Here is a 13,057-nt window from a genome sequence, read left to right on the forward strand (position 1 = left end):
GGGGTCTTACGCCTCCTTCGGGGGAGAGGGGGGTGCCGGGGGGAGCGGGGCCACCAGGGCCGGGAGGAGGCCGATCAGGATCGCCGCCGCCGGCCAGAGGGGGAGGGTCGGGACGACGAGGGGGACGACGCCCGGCCGCAGGGCCGCCGGGTCCACGGACGCGGCGCGGATCAGCAGCGCCGCGACCGCCGCGCCCGACCCGGCGACCAGCCAGGCCCGTACGCCCCACCGGTCCGGCCGGTACCGGGTCCGGATCGACCGGCGGCCGCCCAGGCGCAGCCCGGCCAGGGCCAGGGCGAGGGAGACGAGGAGGAGGACCAGGCCGTACTCGGCGCCCTCCGCCGCCAGCAGCCCGTACGTACCCGCGCACATGCCGAGCAGCCCGCCGAGCGTGAGCACGTTGGTGGTGTGGCGGACGGCGGCGGGAACGTGCGCGGTGCGGCCGTAGCCCCGCGCGTCCATTGAGGCGGCGATGGCCACGGAACGTTCGAGGGCGCCCTCCAGGACCGGCAGGCCGATCTGGAGGATCGCCTTGATCCCGCCCGTGGGGCGGCCGCGCAGGCGACGGGCCGTACGGAGCCGGACCACGTCCGCGACCATGTTCGGCGCGAAGGTCATCGCGACGACCACGGAGACGCCGACCTCGTACAGCGCCGCGGGCAGTGATTTCAGCAGCCGCGCCGGGTTCGCGAGGGCATTGGCGGCGCCGACGCAGATGAGGAGCGTGGCCAGCTTCGCTCCCTCGTAGAAGGCGAAGACGAGCTGCTCGGCGGTGACCCGGCCACCGAACCGGACGCCCCGCGCCCAGGCCGGGAGCGGGATCTCGGGGAGGGTGAGGAGGAGGTGCGTGCCGGGGATGGGGGAGCCGAGGAGCACGGAGAAGAGGACGCGCAGGCCGATGACGAAGAGGCCGAGCTTGACGAACGCCCCGTAGGACCGGGCCCAGGGGGCATCGGTGCGGCGGGCCGCGACCACGTACCCGGTGACGCCGATGATCAGGCCGAGCAGGAGCGGGTTGGTGGTGCGGGAGGCGGCGGTGGCGAGCCCGAGGGCCCACAGCCACCAGGCACCCGCGTGCAGGGCGTTGCTCCGCGTGGCCTCGGGGGCGTGCCATTTCTTGTACGTCGGCACCCGCGGGCTCCCGGTTGCCCGGCCGGGGGCATTCGGGTGGGGCGGGGTCGGGACTTCGGGTGCCGCGCCGTGGTGGGTGCGCGCGGCCTGCGGCTGGGCCGGGTATCCACCCGCACCACCCGTGCGGGAAGACGGGCGGGTGCGGGTGCGGGTGGCCCTGGTGGGCGGTTGCCCGCCGTCGGCGACCGGCCCGCCGTTCGCGGGCCCCACGGGCCCCACGGGCCCCACGCCCTTCGCCTCGGGACCGTCCGTCATCGGGTGCGGCGGCGGCGGGACTGCCAGAAGGCGGCCGCGGCCAGGGCGGCCACCGCCGCGATGCCCGCGAAGAGGCCCGCCGACGGGCCGCCGCTGCCGTCGGACTCGGCGGCCGGCTTGGCCGGGGCGGTCGCCGTGCCGGCGGCCGAGTCCGCCACCGGTTCGCCGCAGCCCTGCTTCGGGTAGCCCGAGATCGCGCACAGCAGTGCCGCGCTGTTGTAGCGCAGCGGCTTCGCCACCTCCGCCAGTGCCTCGGCCGTCGTGGCGTCCGGGCCGACCTGCGCGCACGCCGTCCGCGGGGCGTCCTGCGGCGGGGTCTCGCCCGCCTGCGCCTCGGCGGGCGTGCCGAAGTCGACGACCAGCGCGATCCGCTTCTTGCCCGCCACCGGGGCGGTGGCCGAGCAGATGGCCGCGAAGTCGGCGTCCGCGCGCGGCGGGGCGGCCTGATCGGCCGCGTCCTTGCTGACCACGAAGTGGAAGCCCTGCACGGAGCCGTCCGCCGGACGCAGTGAGGAGGGGCCCTGGGTGGCGTACGCCCAGGTGCCGCCCGCGCCGTCCCAGAACGACCAGTAGCGGTAGGTCGAGGCCAGGGCGGGGGACGCGGCCAGCACGGTCATGGCCAGGGTCAGGACGATGCCGGTGACGAGGGCCGGCAGCGACGGGCGGCGTCCGCGCATCAGAGCTGGTTCTTCTTCCGGCGGCCGCTCAGCACGATGCCGATGCCCATGCCGGCCGCGGCGCCCGCGAGGATCATCCACCAGACGTTGCCGCCGCCGGAGTCCTTCTCCTTGTCCTTCTTCTCCGCCGGCTGCTCCGACGCCTTCGCGGAGGCGTTCTGCGGCGCCGGGCCCGTCGCGTTCAGCGCCGCGACCAGGTCGGTGCCGCCGAAGGCCTTCGGGTCGGTGCCCGTCGCGTGCGCGGCCAGGATCAGGGTGCCGAGGCCGGCCGGGTTGCCCTTGGACCACTCGGCGGAGTTGGTCTTCAGCCACTCCAGGGCGCCCGCCGCGGACTGCTTGTGCCCGGCCGCGGCCAGGGCGATCACCGCGTCGGCGGTGTTGCCGGTGTCCGGGGTCGGCTGGTCGGCGCCCGGGGTGAGGGCGGTCAGGTGGCCGTCCTTCTTCAGGGCCTGGGCCAGGTATCCGGCCGCGCCCTGGGCCGCCGCCGCCGGGTCACCGGCGGTCGCCGGGCAGGCGAGGGCCGCCGCGGGGGTGCCCGTAGCGGACGGGGGCGAGACGAGTGCGCCCTGGCCGAGGCCGGCCAGTACGGCGGCGGCCGTCGCGTCGGCGTTGGCGGGGAGCTTGCCGTCGGCCGTCGCCTGGTAGGCGAAGGCCCCCCGGTCGGCGGCCGGCTCGGACGAGCAGCCGAGCTGGAAGGCGAGCAGCCCCTCGTACGCGGACTTGCCGGCCTTCGACTTGACCTCGGCCGGCTTCTCGCCCGCCGCGGCCAGCGCGCTGATCACCACGGCGGTGGAGCTGGCCTCGCTGGGGGAGCCGGGGACGTAGGCCCAGCCGCCGTCCGCGTTCTGGACGGACTTCAGCCAGTCCGTGCCCTTCTTGACCACAGCGTCCTGGCCGCCGAGCGCCTTCAGCGCCTGCACGGCCACCGCGGTGGCGTTCGTGTCGAGCATCAGCTTCGCGTCGCACGCGGCTGCCGGGTCCGCGCGGAAGGAGGCGAAGCCGCCGTCGGCGCACTGCTGGCCGACGAGCCAGTCCACGGCCTGCCGTGCGGGCTTCAGGCCCACCGTGTGCTGGGCGAGCAGCGCGAAGGACTGCCGCCACACCCCGTCGTACGTCGGATCGTTCTTGCCGAAGAGCCCGGAGGGGACGACGGGTGCCGGGGACGGCGTGGCGACATCGGCGAGGGCCGCGGGGGCCGCGCCCACGCAGAGCACGGCGGAAGCGGCGAGCGTGGCGGCGCTGCGACGGACGTTCATGGCGGGGCGGGTGCCTCTCGTGCTGGGGACCCGGAGGCAGGCAGCACAGCGGCGGAGGCTGGTACCGGGCTCCGGCTCCGTTTACCTCGACGGTGCCGGCCGCCGGAGGACCCGGCGGCACGAGCCGCGCACCTCACGCACGGGGCAATCCGGCTCCCCGCCCCGAAGCTGGCCGGGCGGGTCACGGTTGCGGGTCAGCGCCGGATTCGCACCGGCTTCCCCCCGTACGGAAGTGTGGACGACGCCCATACTCTACCGGCCCGTAGCCCCGGGGCCGGGTGGCGCCGCCCACCCGCACCCCTTACACGGCGCGGTACGTCACGGGGTCGCTGCCCGGCACCGCCTCCGCGCGGCCCTGTTTCACCAGGCGCCGCAGGTGGGCTTCCGCTTCCGAGACGGCGATGTTGCGGGAGCCGTACGGGATCTGCTCCCAGGGCCGGTTCCACTCCATCCGCTCCGCCAGCGCCCACGGGGTCAGCGGCTCGGCGGCGAGCAGCGCGCGCAGCCCCGTCAGCCGCTCCTCGTGGTGCTCCAGGAGTTCCCGTACGCGGCCCTGTGCGTCGGTGAAGGCGTACTGGTGGGCCGGGAGCACCTCCGCCGGCTGGAGGCGGCCGATGCGTTCGAGGGAGTCGAGGTAGTCGCCGAGGGGGTCGGTGACCTGCTCGGAGGAGGGGTCCTCGTAGAGGCCGATGTGCGGGGAGATCCCGGGCAGCAGGTGGTCGCCGGAGAAGAGGCGGCCGTTGCCGGGGAGGTTCCGCGGGTGCTTCTCCTCCAGGTGCAGGCAGACGTGGCCGGGGGTGTGCCCGGGGGTCCAGACCGCCCGCAGCCGGCGGCCGGCCAGCGGCAGCAGTTCGGCGGGCACGATCTCCCGGTCGGGGACGGCGGCCCGCAGTCCCGGGAGGGTGCTCATGCGGCCGCTCGCGCGGGCGGCGCGCAGCGGGGCGATGTGCTGTTCGGGGGCTCCGGAGGTGGCCAGCTTCTCGGCCATGTAGTCGAACCAGACTCCGGGTTCGGAGGACCGGGTCCGCACCACGATCTCGGTGTCGGCGGCGTGCATGGCGATCCAGGCGCCGGAGGCCTCGCGGACCTGGCCGGACAGGCCGTGGTGGTCGGGGTGGTGGTGGGTGATGACCACGCCGTGCACGTCGGCGACGGCGATGGAGAGGGCGCCGAGGCCGGCGACGAGGGTGTCCCAGGACGCGGGGTCGTCCCAGCCGGTGTCGATGAGGACCGGGCCGCGGTCGGTGTCGAGGACGTGGACGAGGGTGTGGCCGAGCGGATTGTCGGGGATGGGGACTTTGATGCCCCACACGCCGCCGCCGTGATCGGTGACGTGAGGTGCCACGTCCGGGGTGTCCTCTGACATCAGGGGCTCCGCTCTAACGGGAACAGGTCCAACGGGAGTTCAACGGGAACAGGTCTAACGGGAACAGGTCCAACGGGAACAGGTCTAACGAGAACGTGTTGCATTAGTCGCCCAAGTCGACCACTTATACCGGTTCCTGACTAGTCGTTGGATCTTCGGGCTGTCGAGTGTGCGCCGATGCGCGGGCGGTTCGGTCAGCTCCGTGGACTCCTAGAACTAGAACTGGTATCAGTTCTGGAACGCCAAGCCGCAGGAGGCATCAGCCATGACCGAGCTCGTGGAACACGGAAAACTGTTCATCGGCGGTGAGTGGACGGATCCGCTGGGCTCCGACACGATCAAGGTCGTCTCGCCCCACACCGGGCAGGTCATCGGCAGCGTCCCGCACGCCTCGAAGGCCGACGTCGACCGGGCCGTCGCCGTGGCCCGCAAGGCCTTCGACGAGGGCCCCTGGCCGCGCACCACGCTCGAAGAGCGGATCGCGGTGGTGACCAGGATCAAGGACGCCATAGCCGTCCGGCACGAGGAGATCGCCCGCTCGATCAGCTCCCAGAACGGGTCCCCGTACTCCTGGAGCATCCTCGCCCAGGCCCTCGGCCCGATGATGGTCTACGACGCCGCGATCACCGTCGCGCGCGACTACCCCTACGAGGAGTTCCGCCAGGGCGTCCTCGGCCCGATCCTCGTCCGGCGCGAAGCCGTCGGTGTGGTCGCCGCCGTCATCCCGTGGAACGTCCCGCAGTTCGTGGCCGCCGCCAAGCTGGCGCCCGCGCTGCTCACCGGCTGCACGGTGATCCTCAAGCCGTCCCCGGAGGCGGTCCTCGACTCCTACATCCTCGCCGACATCGCCCGCGAGGCCGGGCTGCCCGAGGGCGTGCTGTCGATCCTGCCCGCCGACCGCGAGGTCAGCGAGTACCTCGTCGGCCACCCGGACGTGGACAAGGTCGCCTTCACCGGCTCCGTGCCCGCCGGCCGGCGGGTCATGGAGGTCGCCTCGAAGAACCTCACCCGCGTGACCCTCGAACTCGGCGGCAAGTCCGCGGCCGTCATCCTCCCGGACGCCGACCTCGACACCGCCATCGCCGGGATCGTCCCCGCGGCCTGGATGAACAACGGCCAGGCCTGCGTGGCCCAGACCCGCGTCCTCGCCCCGCGCAGCCGCTACGAGGAGATCGCCGAGGCGCTCGCCGCCGCGGCCTCCGCGCTGGTCGTCGGCGACCCGATGGACCCCGCGACGCAGCTCGGCCCGCTGGTGGCCAGGCGGCAGCAGCAGCGCTCGCTCGACTACATCCGGATCGGCCAGGAGGAGGGCGCCAAGGTCCTCTCCGGCGGCGGACGTCCGGCCGGCTCGGACCTGGACCAGGGCTGGTACGTGGAGCCGACCCTCTTCGGAGACGTCGACAACTCGATGCGGATCGCCCGCGAGGAGATCTTCGGCCCGGTCGTCTGCCTGATCCCGTACGGGGACGAGACGGAGGCCATACGCATCGCCAACGACTCGGAGTTCGGGCTCAGCGGCAGCGTCTGGACCGGCGACGTGGAACACGGCATCGACTTCGCGCGGCAGGTGCGCACCGGCACCTTCAACGTGAACACCTTCAGCCTGGACATGCTCGGGCCGTTCGGCGGCTACAAGAACAGCGGCGTCGGGCGGGAGTTCGGCCCGGAGGGGCTGGGCGAGTACCTGGAGCACAAGATGATCCACCTCCCGGCAGGGTACGTACCCCCCGCGGCCGGTGCGTGATGGGTGACCGCTGGCACGTCGAGGTGGACCGGGGGGTCTGCATCGGCTCGGGCATGTGCGTGAACCACGCCCCCGAGGGCTTCGCCCTCGACTCCGCGCGGCAGTCGCATCCGCGGGCGGCCGAGACGGACGCGAGCGAGCCGGTGCTCGCGGCGGCGGAGGGCTGCCCGGTCGAGGCGATCACGATCGCCCTGCTGGGCACCGGCGAGGCGGTGTTCCCGCCGGAGGAGTGAGGGGACCGCCGGGGGGCCGGGGCCGGGGAACGGTTTCCGGCCCCGGGCCCCTGGCCCTGCAATTCCGCTCCCTCCCACCTGTCGGGGCGTGTGAAACTGCTGCGACGGCCAGGGGTCGGACCCCGGTCGGATCCGGCGCATGGGGGGATGGGCGTGAGCGGGACCGATGAGCTCGCGGCGGACGGCGAACCGGCCGAACGGGCTGGATGGGCATGGATCGAACCGGTCGAAGCGGCGAAGGTCCGCAGGTACGGCTGGGTCAAATGGGTTGCCGCCGCAGCCGTTGGTGTGGGGGTCCTGGCCCTGGGCAGCCAGTTGTTCCCCGGGCATTTGGTGGGTGAACGGGGAACCGGGAACGACGGACCGGATCCCACGCGCGAGATGGTGCTGGCGGACTACACGGCCGTGGCGTCCGCGCTGCGCCTCCCGTCGGACCTCGCCGAGGACAGCCTGGTGGCCGAAGCCTTCGGTGCCTGTGCGGCCGCGTGGAGCAGCTACCAGACGGTCACCGGTGAAACGGTGCACGAGGTCTCGGGCGCACTGGTCGACCGGGGGTGGGACATCACGGATATCCGAGACGACCCGGTCCCGATGGTGTCGCTGTCCAAGGGCCGCTGGCGCCTCACCGTCTTCAACGAGATGCCGAGCGGTCCGGCGCGCTTCGGACTGGTCGCGTCCCACCGGACCTCGTCCTGCGACGAGCAGTGGGAGGGGCCTCTCCGCGACATGGCCGGTTAGGAGTCCGCCCGGCCTCCGGGCTCGCCCCAACAGTCAGATCAGGACTTTTTCGGGGACTTCGGAGAGGCCGCCGTCGCCGGCTCCGGGGCCGTGAGGTCGATCAGGCGGCAGACCGTTTCGATGTCTATCTTCACCTGGGCGATCGACGCGCGGCCCGAGAGCCAGGTGATCAGGGCCGAGTGCCAGGTGTGCTCGATGACCCGGACCGCGGAGAGCTGTTCCGCCGTCGGCGGGGCGTCCAGCCCCATCGCGTCCAGGATGATCGCCGTCGTGAGGCGGGACACCGTGTCCACCTCCGGGCTCACGCTGCGGTCCGCGAAGGTCAGCGCACGCACCATCGCGTCCGCCAGGTGCGGCTCCCGCTGGAGGGCGCGGAAGGCGCGCATCAGGGTCTCCGCGACCCGGGCCGCGGGCTCGTCCCCGGCCGGCGGGCGCTTGCGCAGCGTTCCGTGCATGTGCTGGAGCTGGTCCTGCATGGTCGCGACGAGCAGGTGCACCTTGGAGGGGAAGTACCGGTAGAGGGTGCCCAGGGCCACGCTGGAGGACTCCGCCACCTCCCGCATCTGCACCGCGTCGAAGCCGCCCCGGCTCGCCAACTGGGCGCTGGCGTGCAGGATCCTCCTGCGGCGTGCCTCCTGGCGCTCCGTCAGGGGCGGAGACGCCGGTGTGGTGACGGCTGGGGTCACGGCCTTCGCTTCCGCTGTCATCTGTCCCGTTCCGGTTCCAAGGCGTTTCAGTTCCAGGGCGTTCAGGTCTGCGCCGGAGCGACCACGCGCGCTGCCCCGGGCTGTCGTGCGCCCCAGCATGGCAGGCGCCCGATCCGTGGCGCGAATCACCCGCCACCCCTCTTACGGTGTGGTTTCCGGCCGGTAGATTCAATGCTCTTCAACGGATCAAGTCTGAAACTTGTTCTACATTATCCGAGCGGTTACGCTCCGGCGAAAGTGCAGGGAGAAGGGGGCCGAGAGTGACCGCAGAGGCCATGGTGACGAGCCCTCTCACGGGTCCGGCCGCCGACGGCGGCCGCCCGTTGCGGATCGCACTCCTCACCTATAAGGGGAACCCGTTCTGCGGTGGCCAGGGCGTCTACGTCCGCCACCTGGCGCGCGAGCTCGTGAAGCTGGGGCACCGCGTCGAGGTCATCGGCGCGCAGCCCTACCCGGTGCTCGACACCGACGCCCTCACCGGCGCCGGCGCCACCCTCACCGAGCTGCCCAGCCTGGACCTCTACCGCAGCCCCGACCCGTTCCGTACGCCGGGGCGCGACGAGTACCGCGACTGGATCGACGCCGTCGAGGTCGCCACCATGTGGACCGGCGGCTTCCCGGAGCCGCTGACCTTCTCGCTCCGCGCGCGCCGTCATCTGGCCTCCCGCGCGGGCGAGTTCGACGTCATCCACGACAACCAGACCCTCGGCTACGGGCTGTTGGCGGACCTCGGCGCCCCGCTGGTCACCACCATCCACCACCCCATCACCGTCGACCGCAAGCTGGACCTGGCCGCCGCCAAGGACCGCAGGAAGCGTGTCTCCGTACGGCGCTGGTACGGGTTCACGCGCATGCAGGGCCGCGTGGCCCGGCGGCTGGGCTCGGTGCTCACCGTCTCCGGCTCCTCCAAGAAGGAGATCGCCGAGCACCTCGGTGTCCGGGACGAGCGCATCCACGTCGTCCACATCGGCGCCGACACCGACCTGTGGTCGCCCGACGCCTCCGTGGCGGAGGTGCCCGGCCGGATCGTGACCACCTCCAGCGCCGACGTCCCGCTCAAGGGGCTCGTGCACCTCGTCGAGGCGCTCGCGAAGCTCCGTACAGAGCAGCCCGACGCGCACCTCGTCGTCGTCGGCAAGCGCGCCGAACGGGGACCGGTGGCCCGCGCGATCGAGACGTACGGACTCCAGGACGCCGTCCGCTTCGTCAAGGGCATCACCGACACCGAGCTCGTCGACCTCGTCCGCAGCGCCCAGATCGCCTGCGTGCCCTCGCTGTACGAGGGCTTCTCGCTCCCGGCGGCCGAGGCCATGGCCACCGGCACCCCGCTGGTCGCCACCACCGGCGGTGCGATTCCCGAGGTCACCGGCCCCGACGGCGAGAGCTGCCTCGCCGTGCCGCCCGGCGACGCGGGGGCGCTGGCCGCCGCGCTGGGCCGGCTGCTGGGCGACCCCGAACTGCGCACCCGGCTCGGCGCCGCCGGCCGCGAACGGGTGCTGTCCCGCTTCACCTGGGCCAAGGCCGCCGAGGGCACCGTCGTCCACTACCGCGCCGCCATCGAGCGCGCGGCGGCGGGCGCGAGAGCCGCCAAGGCGTCAAAGGCCCCGCAGGCCGCGACGACCCGGTGACCTCCCCCTTCCGTCCGATGCAGTTCCCCTCCCCACCCCGCGACCGCGAAGGCAGGACCACGTGCTGACCGTCGATTTCTCCCGGTTCCCGCTCGCCGCAGGCGACCGCGTACTCGATCTGGGCTGCGGCGCAGGCCGGCACGCCTTCGAGTGCTACCGGCGCGGCGCCCAGGTGGTCGCCCTCGACCGCAACGGCGAGGAGATCCGCGAGGTCGCCAAGTGGTTCGCCGCGATGAAGGAGGCCGGCGAGGCCCCGGCCGGCGCCACCGCCACCGCGATGGAGGGCGACGCCCTCGCGCTGCCCTTCCCCGACGACTCCTTCGACGTCGTCATCATCTCCGAGGTGATGGAGCACATCCCCGACGACAAGGGCGTCCTCGCCGAGATGGTCCGCGTCCTGAAGCCCGGCGGACGCATCGCCATCACCGTGCCGCGCTACGGCCCCGAGAAGATCTGCTGGGCGCTCTCCGACGCCTACCACGAGGTCGAGGGCGGCCACATCCGCATCTACAAGGCGGAGGAACTGCTCGGCAAGATGGAGTCCGCGGGCCTCAAGCCGTACGGCACCCACCACGCCCACGGCCTGCACTCGCCGTACTGGTGGCTCAAGTGCGCCTTCGGCGTCGACAACGACCAGGCGCTGCCCGTCAAGGCGTACCACAAGCTCCTGGTCTGGGACATCATGAAGAAGCCCGCGCTCACCCGGCTCGCGGAGCAGGCCCTGAACCCGGTCATCGGCAAGAGCTTCGTCGCCTACGCCACCAAGCCGCACCTCCCCGTGGGTGCCGCGCAGTGAGCTCTCCCGGGCGCACCGCACCCGAACACCTGGTCCTGGACGGCGTACTGACGGCCGATCAGGCCGCCGCCACCGTCGCCGGGATCCTCGCCGCACAGCGCGCCGACGGGGCCATACCGTGGTTCCGCGGGCACCACCTCGACCCGTGGGACCACACCGAGGCCGCGATGGCCCTCGACGCGGCGGGCGAGCACGAGGCCGCCGCGCGGGCCTACGACTGGCTGGTCCGCCACCAGAACGACGACGGCTCCTGGTACGCGGCCTACGCCGACCGCGAGGACGGGGTCGACACCCGCGAGCCGCAGGACGCGAGCCGGGAGACCAACTTCGTCGCGTACCTCGCCGTCGGCGTCTGGCACCACCACCTGTCCACCGGCGACGACGCCTTCCTCGACCGGATGTGGCCCGCCGTGTACGCGGCCGTCGAGTTCGTCCTGCGGCTCCAGCAGCCGGGCGGCGAGATCGGCTGGAAGCGCGAGCCGTCGGGAGAGCCCGTCACGGACGCGCTGCTCACCGGGTCCTCCTCCATCCACCAGGCACTGCGCTGCGCGCTGGCCATCGCCGAGTACCGGGGCGATCCGCAGCCGGACTGGGAACTGGCCGCGGGCGCCCTGGGGCACGCGATACGCCGGCACCCCGAGCGGTTCCTCGACAAGTCCCACTACTCCATGGACTGGTACTACCCGGTCCTCGGCGGGGCGCTGACCGGCGCGGAGGCGAAGGCCCGGCTCGAGGAGCGGTGGGAGGAGTTCGTCGTCCCGGACCTCGGCGTACGGTGCGTGCTGCCGAACCCCTGGGTGACCGGCGGGGAGTCCTGCGAACTGGCCCTCGCGCTGTGGACGACGGGGGAGTCGGACCGGGCCCTGGAGATCCTGCGCTCGATCGGCCACCTGCGGGCCGACAACGGCATGTACTGGACCGGGTACGTCTTCGACGACGGGGCGGTCTGGCCCGTGGAGCAGACCACCTGGACGGCGGGCTCGCTCCTCCTCGCGGTGGCCGCCCTGGGCGGCGACGAGGCCACCGGCACGGTCTTCGGCGGCCTGACCCTGCCGGCCGGCCTGGAACCGGACTGCTGCGGCTGACGGCCGACGGCTGACGGCTGATGGGAGCGGGCACGGGCGCAGCCCGTGCCCGCTCCCGCATCCACGCCGCACGCGTCAGCGCACGGCGGCGTAGCTCTCGGGGTCCTGCGCACGTTCCTCGGTGGAGACGGCGAACCGGATGGCGCGGAGGGGCCCTCCCGGGGCCGCCGCGGCCCGGTGCGGCGCGGCGGGCGCGGTGGGCGCGGAGCGGGCGGGCGAGGCATCCTCTGTCGCCGTGTACTTCTTCACAAGGGCCCCCCGGGCGAAGTCCGATCAATCAACTCTCGCCCGTACGACCCGCGGCCGGCGCGGATGGTTGCCCTCGTGTCCCGGATTTCCGGAAGGGACGACCTAGCGGCGGTAGAGCCGGCCCGCGACGGCGTGGCCGATGACCAGGTAGGCGACGGCCGCGATGCCGTAGCCGATCACCACCTGGACCCAGTCGCGGTGGAAGGTGAAGAGGTCGTAGGACCAGCCGGCCAGCCAGCTGGCCGCGTCGTGGATGAAGTCGACCAGTGCGTTCCCCTGGTTGGCGTCCAGCAGGTACAGCAGGATCCACAGGCCGATGATGAAGGCCATGACGTCCGCCACGACCGCGACGGCACGGCCGGCCTGGCTGCTTCCTCTGGTGCGCACTCGCGTGTGTGAGGTCATGCCGCGCTTCTGGCCGCTCCCCGGCGCGCTAAACCCTGCCGGGCCAACCCGAACGGGTCCCCCGGGTCGCGGAGTCGGGTGGCCGGGGTGAGGCTGCGGGAGACGCCTCAGTCCCCGGAGGAGACCCGTGTCCCTACCCACCACAGCCGTCCGCTTCCGCCGTGCCCTCACGGCGGTGCTCCTGTCCTGCGCCCTGCTCGGCGGTGCGACCGCCTGCGGTTCGGGCGGCGGCGACAAGGCCGCCCCCGGTCAGGCCGACGAGGTTTCGGTGGCCATGGCCGCGTTCGCCGAGGCCGACGCCGCGGCATCCGCCGAGGACGCGGAAGCGGCCGCCGCCACCCCCTCGCCCAGCACCCCGGCGGAGAAGCAGAAGTTCGCCAAGACCCGCTTCGTCGCCAACGCGGGGCTCGCGGCCGGTGCCACCTACCAGTGGATCATCAAGCCGTACAAGGCGGGCAAGTTCAAGAAGGGCGCCAAGGGCCGCACCTTCGCCCTGGTCAAGGCGGGCCTCGCGGGCGCCTTCGCCTACAACCGGCTGAAGGCGGCCAGCGAGAACGCCAAGGGCGACCCGCTGCTGTCGAAGGCCGTGGGCCCGCTGACGGCGGGGATCGACTCCCTCAAGGGGCTCGGCACCAAGCTGCGCAAGGGCCAGGCCGGCGACGCCGACATCGGCGCCTTCGAGAACGTCATCAACAGCGTCAAGGAAGCCGGCAAGAGCGCGGGCGCCACGGTGACCGACAAGGTCCCGAGCGCGGGCCAGCTGACCGGCTGACGCGGTCCCCGTGCA

Annotated in this window: 14 protein-coding genes and 1 riboswitch; of the genes, 7 read left to right on the forward strand and 7 right to left on the reverse strand. The window is 73.0% G+C overall.

The window, feature by feature from the left end:
* Positions 1–6: 6 nt before the first annotated feature.
* The 4 genes from OG730_RS28715 to OG730_RS28735 all read right to left on the reverse strand — a co-directional run bounded on the left by OG730_RS28715 (position 7) and on the right by OG730_RS28735 (position 4,685).
* Complete coding sequence (locus OG730_RS28715) at positions 7–1,131, reverse strand: energy-coupling factor transporter transmembrane component T (RefSeq protein WP_327309460.1); 1,125 nt, start codon at positions 1,129–1,131, stop codon at positions 7–9.
* Between the two features lie 251 nt (positions 1,132–1,382).
* Positions 1,383–2,063, reverse strand: a complete 681-nt coding sequence (locus tag OG730_RS28725) for an SCO2322 family protein (protein WP_442815041.1) — start codon at positions 2,061–2,063, stop codon at positions 1,383–1,385.
* Positions 2,063–3,319: an SCO2321 family membrane protein gene (locus tag OG730_RS28730; RefSeq protein ID WP_327306944.1), complete on the reverse strand. Its 1,257-nt coding sequence runs from the start codon at positions 3,317–3,319 to the stop codon at positions 2,063–2,065. The genes OG730_RS28725 and OG730_RS28730 overlap by 1 nt, the downstream gene beginning before the upstream one ends.
* Positions 3,320–3,477: 158 nt before the next feature.
* Positions 3,478–3,589, reverse strand: a riboswitch (cobalamin riboswitch).
* Positions 3,590–3,620: 31 nt separating this feature from the next.
* Positions 3,621–4,685 (reverse strand): Strvi_7410 family MBL fold metallo-hydrolase, encoded by a 1,065-nt coding sequence (locus tag OG730_RS28735; protein ID WP_327306945.1) that lies wholly within the window; start codon positions 4,683–4,685, stop codon positions 3,621–3,623.
* Between the two features lie 265 nt (positions 4,686–4,950).
* On the opposite strand from OG730_RS28735, the gene OG730_RS28740 reads away from it, so the two are divergent.
* From OG730_RS28740 to OG730_RS28750, 3 genes are all read left to right on the forward strand, one after another.
* Complete coding sequence (locus OG730_RS28740; protein ID WP_327306946.1) at positions 4,951–6,429, forward strand: aldehyde dehydrogenase; 1,479 nt, start codon at positions 4,951–4,953, stop codon at positions 6,427–6,429.
* Positions 6,429–6,662, forward strand: a complete 234-nt coding sequence (locus OG730_RS28745; RefSeq protein WP_327306947.1) for a ferredoxin — start codon at positions 6,429–6,431, stop codon at positions 6,660–6,662. Before OG730_RS28740 ends, OG730_RS28745 begins: the two co-directional genes overlap by 1 nt.
* Before the next feature lie 153 nt (positions 6,663–6,815).
* Entirely contained in the window at positions 6,816–7,400 is a 585-nt protein-coding gene (locus OG730_RS28750; protein WP_327306948.1) for a hypothetical protein, read from the forward strand.
* 38 nt (positions 7,401–7,438) lie between these two features.
* Here the strand turns inward: OG730_RS28750 and OG730_RS28755 are convergent, their stop codons facing one another.
* Positions 7,439–8,107: a TetR family transcriptional regulator gene (locus OG730_RS28755; protein ID WP_327306949.1), complete on the reverse strand. Its 669-nt coding sequence runs from the start codon at positions 8,105–8,107 to the stop codon at positions 7,439–7,441.
* A gap of 260 nt (positions 8,108–8,367) precedes the next feature.
* On the opposite strand from OG730_RS28755, the gene OG730_RS28760 reads away from it, so the two are divergent.
* The 3 genes from OG730_RS28760 (at position 8,368) to OG730_RS28770 (ending at position 11,616) form a co-directional block, all read left to right on the forward strand.
* Positions 8,368–9,735 carry a glycosyltransferase family 4 protein gene (locus tag OG730_RS28760; protein ID WP_327306950.1) on the forward strand — a complete coding sequence of 456 codons (1,368 nt, stop codon included), beginning with the start codon at positions 8,368–8,370 and terminating at the stop codon, positions 9,733–9,735.
* 61 nt (positions 9,736–9,796) lie between these two features.
* A complete protein-coding gene (locus tag OG730_RS28765; protein WP_327306951.1) occupies positions 9,797–10,531 on the forward strand; it encodes a class I SAM-dependent methyltransferase in 735 nt (244 codons plus the stop codon).
* Positions 10,528–11,616: a prenyltransferase gene (locus OG730_RS28770; RefSeq protein ID WP_327306952.1), complete on the forward strand. Its 1,089-nt coding sequence runs from the start codon at positions 10,528–10,530 to the stop codon at positions 11,614–11,616. The genes OG730_RS28765 and OG730_RS28770 overlap by 4 nt, the downstream gene beginning before the upstream one ends.
* Before the next feature lie 75 nt (positions 11,617–11,691).
* On the opposite strand, the gene OG730_RS28775 is transcribed toward OG730_RS28770, so the two are convergent.
* Positions 11,692–11,865: a hypothetical protein gene (locus OG730_RS28775; RefSeq protein WP_327306953.1), complete on the reverse strand. Its 174-nt coding sequence runs from the start codon at positions 11,863–11,865 to the stop codon at positions 11,692–11,694.
* A gap of 102 nt (positions 11,866–11,967) precedes the next feature.
* A complete protein-coding gene (locus OG730_RS28780) occupies positions 11,968–12,270 on the reverse strand; it encodes a hypothetical protein (RefSeq protein ID WP_327306954.1) in 303 nt (100 codons plus the stop codon).
* Between the two features lie 127 nt (positions 12,271–12,397).
* On the opposite strand from OG730_RS28780, the gene OG730_RS28785 reads away from it, so the two are divergent.
* A complete protein-coding gene (locus OG730_RS28785; RefSeq protein WP_327306955.1) occupies positions 12,398–13,042 on the forward strand; it encodes a hypothetical protein in 645 nt (214 codons plus the stop codon).
* The last annotated feature ends 15 nt before the right edge of the window (positions 13,043–13,057 follow it).

This window comes from Streptomyces sp. NBC_01298 (assembly GCF_035978755.1).
Lineage (GTDB): Bacteria > Actinomycetota > Actinomycetes > Streptomycetales > Streptomycetaceae > Streptomyces.

What these genes read in the sequence shown, in the direction of transcription:
- OG730_RS28725 (WP_442815041.1), bottom strand. Translation starts at nt 2,063, where the DNA reads ATGCGCGGACGCCGCCCGTCGCTGCCGGCCCTCGTCACCGGCATCGTC.
- OG730_RS28730 (WP_327306944.1), bottom strand. Translation starts at nt 3,319, where the DNA reads ATGAACGTCCGTCGCAGCGCCGCCACGCTCGCCGCTTCCGCCGTGCTC.
- OG730_RS28735 (WP_327306945.1), bottom strand. Translation starts at nt 4,685, where the DNA reads ATGTCAGAGGACACCCCGGACGTGGCACCTCACGTCACCGATCACGGC.
- OG730_RS28740 (WP_327306946.1), top strand. Translation starts at nt 4,951, where the DNA reads ATGACCGAGCTCGTGGAACACGGAAAACTGTTCATCGGCGGTGAGTGG.
- OG730_RS28745 (WP_327306947.1), top strand. Translation starts at nt 6,429, where the DNA reads ATGGGTGACCGCTGGCACGTCGAGGTGGACCGGGGGGTCTGCATCGGC.
- OG730_RS28755 (WP_327306949.1), bottom strand. Translation starts at nt 8,107, where the DNA reads ATGACAGCGGAAGCGAAGGCCGTGACCCCAGCCGTCACCACACCGGCG.
- OG730_RS28780 (WP_327306954.1), bottom strand. Translation starts at nt 12,270, where the DNA reads ATGACCTCACACACGCGAGTGCGCACCAGAGGAAGCAGCCAGGCCGGC.